The 17,232-nt window shown below is 65.0% G+C and carries 16 protein-coding genes; 11 read left to right on the top strand and 5 right to left on the bottom strand.

Annotated elements, in window-relative coordinates; all coding sequences use genetic code 11:
• Positions 1-101: 101 nt before the first annotated feature.
• On the bottom strand, positions 102-1,802 hold the full coding sequence (ade, locus tag AC1DNE_RS12450) for an adenine deaminase (protein WP_476766454.1): 1,701 nt from the start codon (positions 1,800-1,802) through the stop codon (positions 102-104).
• A 225-nt stretch (positions 1,803-2,027) separates the two neighbouring features.
• On the opposite strand from ade, the gene AC1DNE_RS12455 reads away from it, so the two are divergent.
• The 4 genes from AC1DNE_RS12455 to gatA all read left to right on the top strand — a co-directional run bounded on the left by AC1DNE_RS12455 (position 2,028) and on the right by gatA (position 5,097).
• Positions 2,028-2,312, top strand: a complete 285-nt coding sequence (locus AC1DNE_RS12455) for a GIY-YIG nuclease family protein (RefSeq protein ID WP_441472098.1) — start codon at positions 2,028-2,030, stop codon at positions 2,310-2,312.
• 24 nt (positions 2,313-2,336) lie between these two features.
• Complete coding sequence (locus AC1DNE_RS12460; protein WP_476766453.1) at positions 2,337-3,035, top strand: metal-dependent hydrolase; 699 nt, start codon at positions 2,337-2,339, stop codon at positions 3,033-3,035.
• 177 nt (positions 3,036-3,212) lie between these two features.
• A complete protein-coding gene (gatC, locus tag AC1DNE_RS12465; protein WP_441472100.1) occupies positions 3,213-3,500 on the top strand; it encodes an Asp-tRNA(Asn)/Glu-tRNA(Gln) amidotransferase subunit GatC in 288 nt (95 codons plus the stop codon).
• A gap of 82 nt (positions 3,501-3,582) precedes the next feature.
• The gene (gatA, locus tag AC1DNE_RS12470) at positions 3,583-5,097 is read left to right on the top strand and encodes an Asp-tRNA(Asn)/Glu-tRNA(Gln) amidotransferase subunit GatA (protein WP_441472128.1); all 1,515 of its coding nucleotides are present in this window, start codon (positions 3,583-3,585) and stop codon (positions 5,095-5,097) included.
• A 204-nt stretch (positions 5,098-5,301) separates the two neighbouring features.
• On the opposite strand, the gene AC1DNE_RS12475 is transcribed toward gatA, so the two are convergent.
• Positions 5,302-8,502 (bottom strand): efflux RND transporter permease subunit, encoded by a 3,201-nt coding sequence (locus AC1DNE_RS12475; protein WP_441472101.1) that lies wholly within the window; start codon positions 8,500-8,502, stop codon positions 5,302-5,304.
• A gap of 121 nt (positions 8,503-8,623) precedes the next feature.
• A complete protein-coding gene (locus tag AC1DNE_RS12480) occupies positions 8,624-9,778 on the bottom strand; it encodes an efflux RND transporter periplasmic adaptor subunit (protein ID WP_441472102.1) in 1,155 nt (384 codons plus the stop codon).
• A 385-nt stretch (positions 9,779-10,163) separates the two neighbouring features.
• Here AC1DNE_RS12480 and gatB point away from each other — a divergent pair, with 385 nt between their 5' ends.
• Positions 10,164-11,645, top strand: coding sequence for an Asp-tRNA(Asn)/Glu-tRNA(Gln) amidotransferase subunit GatB (gatB, locus tag AC1DNE_RS12485; RefSeq protein ID WP_441472103.1), 1,482 nt, complete (start codon positions 10,164-10,166; stop codon positions 11,643-11,645).
• 42 nt (positions 11,646-11,687) lie between these two features.
• On the opposite strand, the gene AC1DNE_RS12490 is transcribed toward gatB, so the two are convergent.
• Positions 11,688-12,998: an amidohydrolase family protein gene (locus AC1DNE_RS12490; protein WP_476766452.1), complete on the bottom strand. Its 1,311-nt coding sequence runs from the start codon at positions 12,996-12,998 to the stop codon at positions 11,688-11,690.
• Between the two features lie 375 nt (positions 12,999-13,373).
• On the opposite strand from AC1DNE_RS12490, the gene AC1DNE_RS12495 reads away from it, so the two are divergent.
• The 4 genes from AC1DNE_RS12495 (at position 13,374) to AC1DNE_RS12510 (ending at position 15,577) form a co-directional block, all read left to right on the top strand.
• A complete protein-coding gene (locus AC1DNE_RS12495) occupies positions 13,374-13,487 on the top strand; it encodes a helix-turn-helix domain-containing protein (protein ID WP_441472105.1) in 114 nt (37 codons plus the stop codon).
• A gap of 217 nt (positions 13,488-13,704) precedes the next feature.
• The gene (locus AC1DNE_RS12500) at positions 13,705-14,211 is read left to right on the top strand and encodes a GNAT family N-acetyltransferase (RefSeq protein WP_441472106.1); all 507 of its coding nucleotides are present in this window, start codon (positions 13,705-13,707) and stop codon (positions 14,209-14,211) included.
• 44 nt (positions 14,212-14,255) lie between these two features.
• Positions 14,256-14,750 (top strand): GNAT family N-acetyltransferase, encoded by a 495-nt coding sequence (locus AC1DNE_RS12505; protein WP_441472107.1) that lies wholly within the window; start codon positions 14,256-14,258, stop codon positions 14,748-14,750.
• 119 nt (positions 14,751-14,869) lie between these two features.
• A complete protein-coding gene (locus AC1DNE_RS12510; protein WP_441472108.1) occupies positions 14,870-15,577 on the top strand; it encodes a glutathione S-transferase N-terminal domain-containing protein in 708 nt (235 codons plus the stop codon).
• Between the two features lie 132 nt (positions 15,578-15,709).
• Here the strand turns inward: AC1DNE_RS12510 and AC1DNE_RS12515 are convergent, their stop codons facing one another.
• Positions 15,710-16,096 carry a DUF2147 domain-containing protein gene (locus AC1DNE_RS12515; protein WP_441472109.1) on the bottom strand — a complete coding sequence of 129 codons (387 nt, stop codon included), beginning with the start codon at positions 16,094-16,096 and terminating at the stop codon, positions 15,710-15,712.
• A gap of 349 nt (positions 16,097-16,445) precedes the next feature.
• Between AC1DNE_RS12515 and AC1DNE_RS12520 the strand changes: the two genes are divergently transcribed.
• On the top strand, positions 16,446-16,715 hold the full coding sequence (locus tag AC1DNE_RS12520) for a hypothetical protein (protein ID WP_476766451.1): 270 nt from the start codon (positions 16,446-16,448) through the stop codon (positions 16,713-16,715).
• Between the two features lie 92 nt (positions 16,716-16,807).
• Positions 16,808-17,230, top strand: coding sequence for a nucleoside-diphosphate kinase (gene ndk / locus AC1DNE_RS12525; protein WP_441472111.1), 423 nt, complete (start codon positions 16,808-16,810; stop codon positions 17,228-17,230).
• Positions 17,231-17,232: the final 2 nt, after the last annotated feature.

Here is a 17,232-nt window from a genome sequence, read left to right on the forward strand (position 1 = left end):
CATTCTCGGGCGCAGCGAAGCGCAGACCCGAGAATCTCAGGACGAGAAGACGGCGGTTTCCGAGATGCTCGGGTCAAGCCCGAGCATGACGTCGCGAAGCTTCACACGAAATCGAAGCGATCGACATCGACGAGCCCCTTGTCGGTGATCTTGAGGTGCGGAATCACCGGCAGCGTCAGGAAGGCCACCTGCAGGAAGGGCTCGGCCAGCACGACGCCGAGCGCCTTCGCCGCGGCGCGCAAGTCTTCCAGATCGTGGCGCACAGCCTCGAAGGGCTGCTCGCTCATCAGCCCGGCGACCGGCAGCGCCAGCTCCGCGGTGACCTTGCCATCATCCGCCACGGCGAAGCCGCCGCCGATCTCGATCAGCCGGTTGGCCGCCGCCGCCATCGACGCATCGTCCACCCCAACCACGCAGAGATTGTGGCTGTCATGCCCGACCGAGGAGGCGATGGCGCCGCGCTTCATACCGAAGCCGTGGACGAAGCCGGTGGCGATGCCGCCGTCCTTGCCGTGACGCTCGACGACGGTGACCTTGATCGCATCCAGCGCGAGATCGGGCAGCGCTTCGCCATCGCGCGAGGGCAGGGACATCGACAACCGCTCGGTGATGATCCGCCCCGGCACCACCCCGATCACCGGCGTCTCGCCGTCCCGGGCCTGGGCCCGGAAGGATGCCGGCGTGACGGGCCGGCACTTCACGCTGCCGAGCCCGACCGGCGCGATGCTTCTGCGATCCGCGAACAGCGCCTCCTCCACCAGCCGCCCCCCGGTCAGCACCTGCTTCACCGAGCAGGCGGCGAGGTCTTCGACCAGCACGATATCGGCGCGTTTGCCCGGCCCGATGAAGCCGCGGTCGAACAGCCCGAAATTCCGCGCCGCCGAGAGCGAGGCTATGCGGTAGGTCGCCAGCATATCCGCGCCCTCGGCGATGGCGGTGCGGATCATGTAGTCGAGATGGCCTTCCTCGCCGATGTCGAGCGGGTTGCGATCATCGGTGCAGAAGGCGAGGAAGGGCGAGGCATCGCGCGAGATCAGCGAGATCAGCTGATGCAGGTCCTTCGAGACCGAGCCCTCGCGGATCAGGATTGCCATGCCCTTGGCGAGCTTTTCGCGGGCTTCGTCGGCGGTCGTCGTCTCGTGGTCGGTGCGGATGCCGGCGGCGAGATACGCGTTGAGGTCCATGCCGCGCACCAGGGGTGCGTGGCCGTCGATATGGCGATGGGAGAAGGCCTCCAGCTTGGCGAGGCAAGCGGGATCGCGATGGATCACGCCGGGGAAGTTCATGAACTCGGCGAGCCCGATCACCTTCGGATGGTCCATCATCGGTGTCAGATCGCCGGCCTCGAGCCGGGCGCCGGCGGTTTCCAGATGGGTGGCCGGCACGCAGCTCGACAAATTGACGCGCAGATCCATCCGCATAGCCTCGGCGCAGGCGAGGAAATAGCGGATGCCCTCGGCGCCCAGTACATTGGATATCTCGTGCGGGTCGCAGATCGCCGTGGTGACGCCATGCGGCAGCACGCAGCGCTCGAATTCGAGCGGCGTCACCAGCGAGGATTCGATATGCAGATGCGTGTCGATGAAGCCGGGCACGGCGATGAGGCCCTTGGCGTCGATGACGCGCTTGCCTTCGTAGTTGCCATAGGTCCCGACGATGGTGTCGCCGCAGATGGCGATGTCGCTGTCGACCAGCGCACCAGTGACGAGATCGAGAAGCTTCGCGCCCTTGATGACGAGATCGGCCGGCTCGTCGCCATGGCCCTGGGCGATCCGGCGGGCGAGTGTGGCGGCGTCGGTCATGGGGATATTTCTGTCTGGCATCATCGCACGAACCTGCACGGGCTGTTCCAGCTTGTCGATACTTCCTCAACGCGGGTCATCCCGGGCAAGCGGCGAAGCCGCGCCGACCCGGGATCCATGCCGGAACCTTCTGAGTTGTCTGCCGAGCCCGTTCTTGTCAGATTCCGGCATGGATCCCGGGTCTACGCTTCGCTGCTCCCGGGATGACCCGCATGTGGGGTGGGGATGTGGTTCTATATTCTCGCAAGCCAAAAGAACGGCACGCTCTATGTCGGTGTGACCAATCAACTATCCCGCCGCGTCGAGGAGCATCGGGGCGGCCGCGGTTCAGAATTTGCGAGACGTTATGGCGTCACGCGCCTGGTCTATGCTGAGCACTACGACGATCCCGCGGAAGCCATTGCCCAGGAAAAGCGCGTCAAGCATTGGCAGCGGAATTGGAAGGTCGCTCTCATCGAACGTGCCAACCCCGATTGGAATGATCTATATCCGATCACGCATCTTGATTGACCCGTACGTTTCCGGAGCCTTCGCATGAAACTCACCTGGTACGGCCACTCCGCCTTCCGCGTCGACATCGACGGCGCCGCCATCCTGATCGACCCGTTCTTCACGGGGAATCCAGCCTTCGAGGGCGATATCGCCGCGATCTCCAAGGGCGTGAGCCACATCGTCGTCACCCACGGCCATGGCGACCATGTCGGCGATACGCTCGACATCGCCGGCAAGACCGGCGCGACCGTCATCACCAACTACGATCTCGCCATGCATCTGGCCTCGCAAGGGCTGAAGAGCTTCCAGCCGATGAATACCGGCGGCACGGTCGACCTCGGCCCGTTCAGCGTCACGCTTGTCCGCGCCGATCACTCGGCCGGTATGGGCGAGGGCGGCGTCAACGTTCCGGTCGGCAGCGCCAACGGAGCGATCATCAAGGCCAGGGGTGAGAAAGCGCTCTGGCATATGGGCGACACCGACATCTTCTCCGACATGGCCCTGCTCAGCGAGATCCATGGCGTCGAGGCCTGCATCTGCCCGATCGGCGACCGCTTCACCATGGGCGGCAAGGTCGCCGCGCTCGCCATGACCCGCTTCGTCAAGCCGAAGGTCGCGATCCCCAGCCATTACGGCACCTTCCCGATCATCGACCAGAACGCCGACACCTTCGTCGCTGGCATGCAGGGCAGCGGCATCGAGGTCGTCCTGCCGAAGAAGGGCGAGGCTTTCGCGATCTGATCTCGCCGTCGTTCTCCGCCGGAGCGCAACGGAGAGCCAAGAATCTCTGAATAGAGAGATGGTCGGGGCAAGCCCGACCATCACGCGCTTCGTCTTAGCCCTTACTTACGCGCCGCCATCTGCTATAGCGCGGCGAACCGTTTCCGGCGCCAGCAGCGCCTTTGTCAGGAGTCCGCCATGTCGGTCGATCTCGCCACCGTCAAACGCGTCGCGCATCTCGCGCGCATCGCCGTGCCGGAGGCCGATCTGCCCAAGCTGCAAGGCGAGCTCAACGCCATTCTCGGCTTCGTCGAGCAACTCAACGAGGTGAATGTTGACGGCGTCGAGCCGATGACCTCGGTGACGCCGATGGCGATGAAGCAGCGCGAGGACGTGGTGAACGACGGCGAGATCGCCGACATGATCGTCGCCAACGCCCCGGTTTCCGAGGACAACTATTTCATGGTGCCGAAGGTGATCGAATAAGCGCGAGGCGCGCCTGTTCGATCATCCCGGAGGCGAAGCGCCATCCGGGATCGCCATCCGCATGCAGAACGGAATTGAAACCGTGACCGATCTCACCCGCCTGACGCTGACCGAGGCCCGCGACGGCCTGAAAGCCAAGACCTTCTCTGCGACCGAGCTCGCGAAGGCCCATATCGCCGCCGTCGAGAAGGCCCGCGCCCTCAATGCCTATGTGCTGGAAACACCCGAGCACGCCCTGAAGCAGGCCGCCGCTTCCGACGAGAAGCTTGCCAAGGGGCAGGGCGGACCGCTCGAGGGCCTGCCGCTCGGTATCAAGGACCTGTTCGCGACCAAGGGCGTGCGTACCACCGCCTGCTCGAACATCCTCGGCAATTTCGTGCCGGGCTATGAGTCGACCGTCTCCAGCCAGCTCTGGCGCGACGGCGCGGTGATGCTCGGCAAGCTCAACAATGACGAGTTCGCCATGGGCTCGTCGAACGAGACCTCGGCTTTCGGGAATGTCGTGAACCCGTGGCGCCGTGAGGGGTCCAACGTCGGAGCCGGGCAGGGCGGGGCCGTCGAGGGCAACCACCTCGTGCCCGGCGGCTCGTCGGGCGGTTCGGCCGCGGCCGTCGCCGCCGATCTCTGCCTTGCCGCGACCGCGACCGACACCGGCGGCTCGATCCGCCAGCCGGCCGCCTTCACCGGTACGGTCGGCATCAAGCCGACCTATGGCCGCTGCTCGCGCTGGGGTATCGTCGCCTTCGCCTCCTCGCTCGACCAGGCTGGGCCGATCGGCAAGAGCGTGCGCGACTGCGCCGTGATGCTGCGTTCGATGGCGGGACATGATCCGAAGGACACGACCTCGGTCAATACGCCTGTGCCTGACTACGAGATGTCTGTCGGCCGCTCTGTGAAGGGCATGAAGATCGGCATTCCCCGTGAATACCGGCTCGAGGGTCTGAACCCCGAGATCGACGCACTCTGGCAGAAGGGCATCGAATGGCTCAAGGCCGCCGGCGCCGAGATCGTCGAGATCTCGCTGCCGCATACGAAATACGCGCTGCCGGCCTACTACATCGTCGCGCCGGCCGAGGCCTCCTCGAACCTCGCCCGCTATGACGGCGTCCGCTACGGCCTGCGCGAGCAGGGCAAGGACATCGTCGAGATGTACGAGAAGACCCGCGCCGCCGGCTTCGGCGCCGAGGTCAAGCGCCGCATCATGATCGGCACCTACGTCCTCTCGGCCGGCTATTACGACGCTTACTACCTGCGCGCCCAGAAGGTTCGCACGCTGATCAAGCGCGACTTCGAGACGGTCTATGCGCAGGGCATCGACGCGGTGCTGACGCCTGCGACGCCTTCCGCCGCCTTCGGGATCGGTGAGAAGGGTTCGGCCGATCCGGTCGAGATGTATCTCAACGACGTCTTCACCGTGACCGTGAACATGGCTGGCCTGCCCGGCATCGCCGTGCCCGCCGGCCTCGACGCGCAGGGGTTGCCGCTTGGCCTGCAGCTCATCGGCCGCCCCTTCGACGAGGAGACGCTGTTCTCGCTCGGCGAGGTGATCGAGCAGGCTGCCGGCCGCTTCCCGGTTTCCGAGCGCTGGTGGGGCTGAGGGGCGCCGCCGTCATGTTCGGGCTTGACCCGAGCATTTCGGGCCTAAGGAGGCTCTTCGCCGTCTCGTCATGAGATTCTCGGGTCTGCGCTTCGCTCCGCCCGAGAATGACGCCTCAGGAAAAGAAAAAGGGCCGCGCGAGCGGCCCTTTTTCGTGTCTGCCGTCGGGGCAGGGCGGTGGCTGGAAAGCCGCCGCCGTCACCTTCAGCCATGCGCTCTGGTCGGCTGCTGCTGTGCTGCCTGCGCCTTGCGCTTCTTGCCACCCAGCTCCGCCAGCCAGCGCACCATCACGTAGAACACCGGCGTGAAGATCAGGCCGAAGAAGGTGACGCCCAGCATGCCGGAGAACACCGCGATACCCATCGCCTGGCGCATCTCCGCGCCGGCGCCGACCGAGATCGTCAACGGCAGCACGCCGAGGATGAAGGCCATCGAGGTCATCAGGATCGGCCGCAGGCGGGTCCGGGCGGCGGCGATCGCCGCATCGCGGCGATGCATGCCTTCGTCCTCAGCTTGCTTGGCGAACTCGACGATGAGGATCGCGTTCTTCGCGGCGAGGCCGACGAGCACCACGAGGCCGATATCGACCAGGATGTTGCGGTCGAGATTGGCGTAGTTCACCCCGAACATCGCCGCCAGGATACACATCGGCACGATCAGGATGACCGAGAGCGGCAGGAGCCAGCTCTCGTAGAGCGCCGCGAGCAGCAGGAAGACGAACACCACCGCGAGGCCGAAGGCGATGATCGCCGTATTGCCCGCGAGCTTCTCCTGCAGCGCGATCTCCGTCCACTCGAAGCCGAAGCCCGCCGGAAGCCGCTCCGCCGCGATCTTCTCGACCGCCGCGATGCCCTGGCCGGTCGAGAAGCCATGCGCCATCGAGAGCTGCACTTCGGCTGCCGGATAGAGGTTGTAGCGCGGCACGCGATAGGCGCCGGTCGTATCGTGGAAGGATGCGATCGAGCCGATCGGCACCATCTCGCCATCCGCGTTGCGGGTCTTGAGATTGGCGACGTCGCGCGTGGTCAGGCGGAAGGGGTTATCCGCCTGTGCGGTGACGCGATAGGTGCGGCCCAGCAGGTTGAAGTCGTTGATATAGGCCGAGCCCATATAGACCGACAGCGTCTCGAAGATGCGTGTGATCGGCACGCCGAGCATCTCCGCCTTGGTGCGATCGATATCGGCGTAGATCTGCGGCGTCTTGGTCGAGAACAGCGTGAAGGGCTGCTGGATGCCCGGGACCTGCCCGGCCGAGCCGGCGACGATCCAGGCGGCGCCTTCAAGTGCGGCGAGCCCGCGTCCGCCACGATCCTGCACATAGCCCTTCAGGCCGCCGCCGGTGCCGATGCCCGGGATGGCCGGCGGCTCGATCAGCAGGGTGAACGCTTCCGAGATGCCGAACATCTGTTGCCGGAGGTCGGCGAAGATGCCCTGCGTCGTCAGCCCCTGTTTCTCGCGGTCCTTGAACGGCGCGAGTGTGACGAAGGCCACGCCGGTGTTCGGCGCGATGGTGAAGGTCGCGCCGTCGAGACCGGCGAAGGCGACGGTATGGGCGACGCCCGGTCGCGACAGCAGGATCTCGTTGGCCTTGCGCAGCACCGCGTCCGTGCGCTCCAGCGAGGAGCCGGGCGGCAGCTGGATCACGGCGATGAAATAGCCGCGGTCGAGCTGCGGCACGAGGCCGGTCGGCGTCCGGCGGATGTCCCAGACGGTCGCCGCGATCAGGCCGGAATAGACGATCAGCAGGATCACCGCGATGCGGATGAGCCTGGAGGTGACGCGCCCATAGGTGCGCGACAGCCAATCGAAGCCGGCGTTGAAATAGTGGAAGAACCAGCGGACCGGTGCGCCCAGCTTGTAGAGGAAGCCGTGCTGCTCGTGCTCGTCATGCTTCTTGTGCGGCTTGAGCAGCACCGCCGACATCGCCGGCGAGAGCGTCAAAGAGACGAAGCAGGAGATCGCGGTCGAGGCCGCGATCGTCACCGCGAACTGCTGGTAGAAGGTGCCTTGCAGGCCGCTGATGAAGGCAGTCGGGATGAACACCGCGCAGAGCACGAGCGCAATCGCCAGCAGCGCGCCGCCGACCTCGTCCATGGTCTTGTGAGCGGCTTCCTTGGGCGTGAGGCCCTCGGCAAGATAGCGCTCGACATTCTCCACCACGACGATCGCGTCGTCGACGACGATGCCGATGGCCAGAACCAGCGCCAGCAGCGAGATCGTGTTGAAGGAGATGCCGACCGCGCTCATCACCAGGAAGGTGCCGACCAGCGAGACCGGGATCGCGACGATCGGGATGATCGCGGCGCGCCAGGTCTGCAGGAACAGGATCACCACGATGACGACGAGCACGATAGCCTCGAGCAGCGTATGCACCACCGCGTCGACGGATTCGCCGATGAACTCGGTCGGGTTGTAGATGATGCGGTGCTCGAGGCCGACGGGGAATTGCTTGGCCATCTCGCCCATCGTCGCGATCAGCTTGTCCGAGGTCGCGAGCGCGTTGGAGCCCGGCCGCTGGAAGACGCCGATGGCGACGGTGTTCTTGTTATCCAGATAGGCGTTGGTGGTGTAGTCCTGCGAGCCGAGTTCGACGCGGGCGATGTCACGCACGCGGATCGTGCCGCCATCCGCATCGGAGCGCACGACGATGTTTTCGAATTCCGAGACGTCGGTCAGGCGGCCGAGCGTGTTGACCGAAAACTGGAAGGCCTCGTCCGACTTCGCGGGAGGCTGGTTGAGCGCGCCGGCCGCGACCTGCACGTTTGCGGCCCTGAGCGCTGCGACGACGTCGCCCGCCGTCAGGTTGCGTGCTGCGACCTTGGCCGGGTCGAGCCAGATGCGCATCGAGAAGTCGCGCGCACCGAAGACCTGCACGTCGCCGACGCCGTCGACGCGGGTGAGCACGTCCTTCACGTAGAGCGAGGCATAGTTCGAGATGTACTGCGCGTCGCGCGACCCGTCCGGCGAGATCATGTTGATGACCATCAGGAAGTCGGGCGAGGCCTTGCGAACCTGGATGCCGAGTGCGCGTACGTCTTGCGGCAGGCGCGCCTCGGCCTGCGAGACGCGGTTCTGCACCAGCACCTGCGCCTGGTCGACATCGACGCCGGCCTTGAACACGATGTTGATCGTCACTCGCCCGTCGCCGGTCGACTGCGACGTGATGTAGAGCATGTCGTCGACGCCGTTGACCTCCTGCTCGATCGGCGTCGCCACCGTGGCGGCGACGACCTCGGCCGAGGCGCCGGGATAGGTCGCGGTGATCGAGACGGTTGGCGGCGCGATCTCGGGATATTCGGAGATCGGCAGCGAGCGCTGGGCGATGGCACCGGCGATCGTCAGCAGCACCGAGAGAACGGTGGCGAAGATCGGCCGGTCGATGAAGAAATGGGCGAAGCGGAACATGGAAATGTCCTGTCCGGATAAAGGCGGGCGGGCGCCCGGTGGCGCCCGTGTTTCAATGTCGGGCGTGGTTGAGGCGCCAGAAGCGGGCGCCGGCTTTCGGGAAAGTCGGCGCGGGAGGCATTCAGTTCGTCGTCGCGACCTTGATCTCGCCCGGCTGCGGCGTCACCGCGACGCCCGGACGGACCATCGGATTGGCGTTGCCGCCGACGATGACCTTGTCCTCGGTCGACAGGCCGGAACGGATCACCCTGAGGCCCTCGCTGATCGGTCCGAGCACGACCGATTTCGGCACGACCTTGTTCTCCGGGCCGACAGTCAGCACGATCTTGCTGGCCTGGTCCGAGGCGATCACGGTGTCGGGCACGAGCAGCGCATCGGATTCACCGGCGAAGAAGCGCAGGCGGCCGAACACGCCGGGCGTCAGGAACTGGTCCTTGTTGTCGAAGACGGCGCGGCCGCGGATCGTGGCCGAACGCGCGTTCACGGCGTTGTCGACGAAGTTGACCTTGCCGCGGCGGCCCCATTTGGTTTCGTCCGACAGCTTCACTTCGACCGGGACGCCGGCATCCTTGCCCGAGCCGTCGCGCAGGCTGGCCATGCGGGAGTAGCGCAGGAAGTCGGCCTCCGAGACGTCGAAGGTGAAGTAGATCGGCGAGACCGCGACGATGGTCGTCAGCAGCGTCGCGCCCGACTGGCCGCCGGCGATCAGGTTACCCGGGTCGACGCGGCGGTTCGAGATGCGGCCGGCCAGCGGCGCCCGCACCTCGGTCCATTCGAGGTTGAGCTCGGCGTTCTTGAGATTGGCCTCGGCGCCCTGAAGCGATCCGACCGCACTGTTGAGGTTGGCGCGGCGCTGGTCGACGTCGCGGGCCGTGATGGTGCGGTTCTGGGTCAGGCCCTCGGCGCGATCGACCTCGTTCTGCGAGAGCTCGACCTGGGCCTTGGCGCGGGTGACGTCGGCGCGGGCCACGTCGACGGCCAGTTTGTAAGGCCGCTGATCGATGGTAAAGAGCAGATCGCCCTTCTGGACGAGCGAGCCGTCAGGGAAGTGCACGCTGTCGATGAAGCCGGACACGCGGGCGCGGACCTCGACCTGCTCGCTCGCTTCGAAGCGGCCGGTGAACTCGTCCCAGTTGGTGATGCGCTTGGCGAGAGGGGTCGCGACCTGAACCGGAGGGGCCGGCGGAGCTCCCTGGGCAGCGACGTCGAACGTGGTGAGGACGGTCGACGTAGCAATAGAGGTAAGCACCAGGCCGATGAAACGGCTGCGTGACATGACGGAACTCCGAATGACAGGCGGCGCAACCATAGCCGGTTTTGCGACCTTTGGCGCTAAAAGGGATGATGGCTGACGAATGTCAAGATCCATCACCCGTCAAGAAATGCGATATTGCGCCAGATAAGCCATATTCCCGCCATCTGGTTGCAGGAGCGCAACGGCGCTGCACCATGCCGCGGGGTTTCAGGGCGGCCATGCGAGGCAACGGATGCTTGCCGCAAGGCCGCCGACATCGTAACGCGTAGGCGACCAAGAGCGCGCGCCGATCAGATTGCGTTGCAATCTGATCGGGTCACGCGTTCTCTAATATCATCTTAGAGACGGATTCACCGATCAGGTTTCAACCCGATCGGATCCGGCTCTAGCAGCCGGAAGACCACAGATGAACGTGCATGCCCGCCCCGCCGACCCGAAGAAGCTTATCAAGGGCGCGACTGGTGATTGGGAAGTGGTGATCGGCATGGAAATCCATGCCCAGGTCACCTCCAACGCCAAGCTGTTCTCCGGCGCCTCGACCGGTTTCGGCGCCGAGCCGAACGAGCATGTCAGCCTCGTCGATGCTGCCATGCCCGGCATGCTGCCGGTGATCAACGCCGAATGTGTTCGCCAGGCGGTGCGCACCGGTCTTGGCCTGAACGCGCAGATCAACAACCGCTCGGTCTTCGACCGCAAGAACTATTTCTACCCCGACCTGCCGCAGGGCTACCAGATCAGCCAGTACAAGAGCCCGATCGTGGGCGAGGGCGAGATCGTCGTCGATCTCTCGCCCACCGAGCAGATCACCGTCGGCATCGAGCGGCTGCATCTGGAGCAGGATGCCGGCAAGTCGATCCATGACCAGCATCCCACGATGAGCTTCGTCGACCTCAACCGCTCGGGCGTCGCGCTGATGGAGATCGTCTCCAAGCCCGACCTGCGCTCGGCGGACGAGGCGAAGGCCTATGTCTCGAAGCTGCGCACCATCCTGCGCTATCTCGGCACCTGCGACGGCGACATGGAGAAGGGCAATCTCCGCGCCGACGTGAACGTCTCGGTGCGCAAGCCCGGCGACGCTCTCGGCACGCGCTGCGAGATCAAGAACGTCAACTCGATCCGCTTCATCGGCCAGGCGGTCGAGACCGAGGCGCGCCGCCAGATCGGCATCATCGAGGATGGCGGCACCATCGACCAGGAGACGCGCCTCTACGATCCCGGCAAGGGTGAGACGCGCTCGATGCGCTCCAAGGAGGAGGCGCACGACTACCGCTATTTCCCAGATCCGGACCTGCTGCCGCTCGAATTCGACGATGCCTTCGTCGAGAGTCTGAAGGGCGCGCTGCCGGAGTTGCCGGATGCCAAGAAGGCCCGCTTCATCGCGACTTACGGGCTCTCGCCCTATGATGCCTCGGTGCTCGTCGCCGAGCGTGACCAGGCCGACTACTTCGAGGCGGTGGCCAAGGGCCGCGACGGCAAGGCTGCGGCCAACTGGGTCATCAACGAGCTGTTCGGCCGCCTCAACAAGGAAGGCAAGGACATCACGACCTCGCCGGTCTCGGCCGCCCAGCTCGGCGGCCTCGTCGACCTGATCGGAGAGGGCGTGATCTCGGGGCGCATCGCCAAGGATCTGTTCGAGATCCTCTGGACCGAGGGGGGCGATCCGCGTGCGATCGTCGAGGCCCGCGGCATGAAGCAGGTCACGGACACCGGCGCCATCGAGAAGGCGGTGGACGACCTGATCGCCGCCAATCCCGACAAGGTCGAGCAGGTCAAGGCCAAGCCAACCATGCTCGGCTGGTTCGTCGGTCAGGCGATGAAGGCCTCGGGCGGCAAGGCCAACCCGCAGGCACTGAACGAGATCCTGAAGAGGAAGCTCGGAATCGAGTGAGCCGGATGCGGGAGCGCCCGAAGGCGCTCCCGCCATTTCCGCTCAGCCGCAATCCGGGCATGTCTGCAGCAGGACGCCGCCGGCCTGCTTGCGCAGCTTGCGGGCGGAGTCCTTCGCGTCGGCGATGATCTTGGCAACGTCATAGCCCACCAGGCGCCCGGCGCGCTTGACGATGCGTCCGTCTATCATGACCGTATCGACATTGGACGGATCGGCCGATTGCACCACCGTGGTCTCGATCTGGCCGAGCGGCGCCATGTTGAGGTCGTTCGCCCGCAGCAGGATGATGTCGGCCCGCTTCCCGGGGGTCAGGGAGCCCGTGACATCGCCCAGGCCGAGGCTGGTCGCGCCGTTGATCGTGGCCATCCGGATCACCTCGGCGAATTCGATCGGCTTCTGGCCGGCCGATGGCGTGCCCTGCCAGGGAACGCCGAGATTCCAGGTCATGCGCATGATCTCGAACATGTTCGGCGTGCCGATCAGGCTCGCGTCGACCGAGAGCGACAGCATCACGCCGGCCTTGCGCATGAGCATGAGAGCAGCGCGGTAGTCACCGGCGCGCCCCAGCCGCATTTCCGATATCGTCGCAAAGCTGAGAGGCGTTTTCGTCCGCGCCAGGACTTCGAAATCCGCCTCGGTGCCCGGCACATAATGGCAGAAGAGGAAGTTGGGCCCGAGATAGCCGCGCTGCTCGAAATCGGCGGCATTGTTGAGGTTCGGCGGCGATTGGCCGGCATGGGTGGCTACGCGCAGGCCGTTCTTCAGCACCCATTGCATCTCTTCGTGGAAGGTCTCGGGCTTGCTCGGACCCATTCCCCGCAGGTTGACCGCGAAATGGACGAGCCCGTCCATCTGGGAGCCGGCGCCGAACCACTTGTCCCGCGTGCGCAGGATGTCGTCATAGGCGAAGGGCTTGCTGGCATCCAGCAGATCGGGGTGCCCGTAGGCGAAGCGCGCCCGAAGCAGCGAGTCGCGATGTGCCGTCAGCTCGGCATCGGCATGAGCGGCCGAGCGGGTATTGTTCGACCAGTTATGGACCGTCGTGACGCCGTTGTTGGCGAGCTCGACCAGCCCGAGCATGACGCTGTTGTAGCCGTCCTGCGGCGAGAGGTGCGGAGAAATGGCGTTCTTCGCGGGAAAGTAGCTGAAGCCGTTGTCACCCGGAAAGTTGCGACCGAGCGCGCTCCACATGTGGTAATGCGTATCGATCAGGCCGGGCATAACGATCATATCGCTGGCGTCGATGATCTCGGCTCCGGGTGCCTCGAGCCCCTGGCCGATCCTTTCGATGACGCCCTCACGGACCAGGACGTCTCCTTTCGGCAGCGTGCCGAGCGTGGGGTCGACGGTCATGACCGCGCCGTTGCGGATGAGGTACGTGCCGCGCCGGATATCCGGCCGGTTTGAGGAGATGCTTTGCGCTCGGGCGGACCCGATGATGGCAGGCGATACGATCTCGGTGCAGGTCAAAGCCCCGAGGGTCAGCCCCCGGGTGAATGTGCGTCTCGTCAGCTTCATATTGCGAAATCCCCTCATGGCCATTTGGCCTGGTGCTGTTTCCCTCCTCTGCGCCCTCCCGGCGTCGGATATCCGGCTGGCCGTCCCCGCCCGTTTCCGCGGGCTTGTCGACCATTTGTTGCCCGTCATTCTTGCGTGGAGGGGCTAGTGTTGCGGGGCCTTCCGAGCAACTGACGATCTTGTGAAATCGATCAAGAATTGGATTGCGTCATGGACGCGCTGGTATTCTCCAACGATCAGAACCGGGTCATTCTCGCCGTCGTCGAGCCAGGTGGCTTCTCCGCGGCCGCGCGTCGCCTGTCGCGTGTACAGCCCGCCGTCTGACCTATGCGATCGGGATGATCGAGCGGGATCTCCGCCTGTTGCTGTTCGAGCGCGGGTCCGTCCGAATGCGAAAGGCGCGATTGCTTGTCGACACTGTGTCCGTGCCGATGCGAAAAAGCCGGTTCGCACGTCTTCTCGCGATGCTCTAGGCTCCCGCGGCGCAGGCGATTCCCGCGACATGGCGGGAAGGCCGAGCGCGTCTGCGAAGGAATGCCCCGTGACGCCCGCAGGTCTCGTCATCCGCGACGCCGAAGCCGCCGATGTTCCGGCCGTGAGGGCGCTTTTGGTCGAGACCTGGCATGCCACCTATGATGGCATTTATGGCTGGCAGCGCGTCGCCGAGATCACCAATGCCTGGCATTCGCTGGAGAACCTGCGCAGCCAGCTCGGCCGCGACGAGGGAATATTCCTCGTCGCGCTGATCGGCGAGGAGATCGTCGCCACCGCCTCGGCCCGGCAGGAACGCGATGGCGCCGCCCTCCTGACGCGGCTCTATGTCCTGCCGACCTGGCAAGGCGTCGGCATCGGGCGGACATTGCTGCAGGTCGCGCTCGCCTGCTTCCCGAAGGCGCCCGTGGCGCGGCTGGAGGTCGAAAGCCAGAACGAGCCGGCGATCGCCTTCTACGAGCGCATGGGTTTCTTCCTGCAACGCCAGGCCCGCTTCGACGGGCGGGAGGATACCCCGAACACGCTGCTGATGGCGAAGCGGCTCTTCGCCGAGTGACCCTGTCCCCGCCATCACCACTGCCCGAGCCGAAAGCCGAAGCGATGACCCGCACGCCCGTCTCCGCCACCGAAATCACCATTCGTCGCGCCAGGGCGGGCGATGTAGCCCGTATCGTCGAGCTGATGATGCTTGGCGCCCCCACACAGACGATGACGCCGGAGGAAATCAGAGCCGAGGCGCAGAATCCCGGCTATGCAGAGGCCTTCGCCGAGGTCGATGCCAGCAAGGACAGTGAGCTCTTCGTCGCCGAACGAGCGGGCGCGGTGGTCGGTACCTTCCAGGTCACACTGATCCCCGGGCTGATTTCGCGTGGACGCAAGCGTGGCAAGATCGAGAGCGTTCATGTCGCGCCCGAGAGCCGCAGCCTCGGCATCGGTGCTTTGATGATCAAGCATGCGCTCGCCTTCGCAGCGGAAAACCGCGTCGGCCTGATCGAGCTCAGCTCGCACAAGTCCCGTGTCGACGCCCATCGCTTCTATCGCAACCTCGGCTTCGATCAGAGCCATGAGGGCTTCAAGAAGGTCGTCTCGCCCTGAACGACACCCGCCGTCACGGCATGGCGAGGTCGCGCTGAAGGCGGGCTCGCGGCACTTCCTGCCGTTCGGTGGGCTGCTTAAGTTCCGGCCGAGGCCTTACGCCAGGAAGGAAGAGACTGATGTCCGAAGCGCCCGCTAACCCGATCGACCTCTATTACTGGCCGACGCCGAACGGCTGGAAGATCACCATCATGCTCGAGGAATGCGGGCTGCCCTACAACATCGTTCCCGTGAACATCGGCAAGGGCGACCAGTTCAAGCCGGAATTCCTCGCGATCTCCCCGAACAACCGCATGCCGGCGATCGTCGATCCCGACGGGCCGGACGGCAAGCCGATCTCCGTCTTCGAGTCAGGCGCCATCCTGCAGTATCTCGGTCGCAAGACCGGCAGGTTCTATCCGAAGGACGAGCGCGCCCGTGTCTCGGTCGATGAATGGCTGTTCTGGCAGATGGGTGGTTTCGGCCCCATGCTCGGCCAGACCCATCATTTCCGTATCTATGCGCCGGAAAAGATTCCCTACGCGATCGAGCGCTACACCAACGAGGCCAACCGCCTCTATGGCGTGCTCAACAAGCGCCTCGAAGGCCGTGACTACATTTGCGACGAATACTCCATCGCCGACATGGCCTGCATCGGCTGGGCGCGCGGCTGGGAGAAGCAGGGTCAGGATCTCAAGCAGTTCCCGAATGTCGCACGCTGGCTGGAAACCATGCAGGCGCGCCCGGCCGTCCAGCGCGGGCTGAAAGCAGCGGAGGAGCTGCGGAACCCCGCGGGCATCAGCACCCCCGAGGAAAAGGCGATCCTCTTCGGCCAGAGGGCGCGCTAAGGCGAAGCGCGATCCTTTCGTTGAAGCGAAGGCGTCATGGTCGGGCTTGTCCCGGCCATCCACGTCTCGGCAGATCGAAAGCAGCGTTCAAGACGTGGATGCTCGCCACAAGGGCGAGCATGACGGCAGCACTCAGTTCGCCCGAGTCCACTTCACCGAGCGGCAGATCAGCCCGCCCATGACGCAGCCGGCCGTGGTCAGCGAACTGCCGGTGAGCGTCATGGTGCCGGAATAGGTCTTGCCGTCCTCCGGGTTGAAAGCGCTGCCGCTCCACTTGTTCTCGCCGTTCGGCTTCATGTCGTAGAAGATGCGCTGGCCGACCTTGGCCGGCCCGTTCTGGTCCTTGAGCCAGGAGAGCGAGCCGCAGAGCGCTTCGCCGCATTTGCTGAAGCGCACGCGCGAAGCACCCGTATCCCGCTCCCAGACGCCGACGACCTCCTGGGCGCGTGCCGTCGTGATGCCCGCAAGCATGCCGAGCGCGGCCAGGGCTGCGAGTTTCGATCCGGTCTCGTGATTCATCCGATCCTCCCTTATCCGACCAGCTATGCCCGCATGGTTCAGATATGAACTATATCGACGTTTCGGCGTCGCTCAAGCTGTCGCGAGGGAAGAGGCTGCCCGCGTTTCCGGTGCGCAAGGTGAATCCAATCTCAACGACGGGTGCGAAGCTGATCTGACAGATCGTTGAAATCACTTCTATTTTCGGGATTATGAAGTGAACCCTTGGTTGCTTTAACCAGGCGATTACGTCTCGTTGAGACTCGATTCATCGCAAAATTTAGCTCGCATTTTAAAGGTCGGGCTCACTCTCGCACTCATCGCCGAGGCCTTGGACGGGTGGTCGGCACAACGACAAGAGGGTGGTGTCATGGCACGCATGGAGATGAGCGCAGTCCCCGCTTCGTTGGTGATCCCGGCGGAGGTTTCGGCCGAGGCCTACTACGAACTCGGCCTGATGCATGCTTCGGGGCGGGCAGGAGCCGTCGATGTCGTCATGGCGCAGAAATGGTTCAACGTCGCCTTTGCCCGCGGCTGTGCCCGGGCGGCGCCGCACCGCCAGGAGCTGGCGCGGGAGATGAGCCGCGATCAGATCGCCGAAGCGCTGCGCGAGGCCCGTGCCTTCCTGACGCGGCACTGAGAACAGCGCGGCCACGAGCCTTGTGGGGCAGGGAGGCGGCGGCTATAAGCGCGCCGCATTCCCCTTTTTGCACCGCATCCAAGGATCATTCGATGGCTGTCCAGCGTACCTTCTCCATTCTCAAGCCCGACGCGACGAAGCGCAACCTCACCGGCGCGGTCAACGCTGTCATCGAGAAGGCCGGCCTGCGCATCGTCGCGCAGAAGCGCATCCAGATGACCAAGGCCCAGGCCGAAACCTTCTATGCGGTCCACTCGGCGCGCCCCTTCTTCGGCGAGCTCGTCGAGTTCATGACCTCCGGCCCGGTCGTCGTGCAGGTGCTGGAAGGCGAGAATGCCATCGCGGCTTATCGCGACGTGATGGGCGCCACCAACCCGGCGAACGCCGCCGAGGGCACCATCCGCAAGCTCTTCGCCCTGTCGGTCGGCGAGAACACCGTGCACGGCTCGGATGCGCCGGAGACTGCGGCTGTCGAGATCGCCCAGTTCTTCTCGGGTAACGAGATCGTCGGCTGATC

The organism is Allobosea sp. 05L423 (assembly GCF_056397745.1).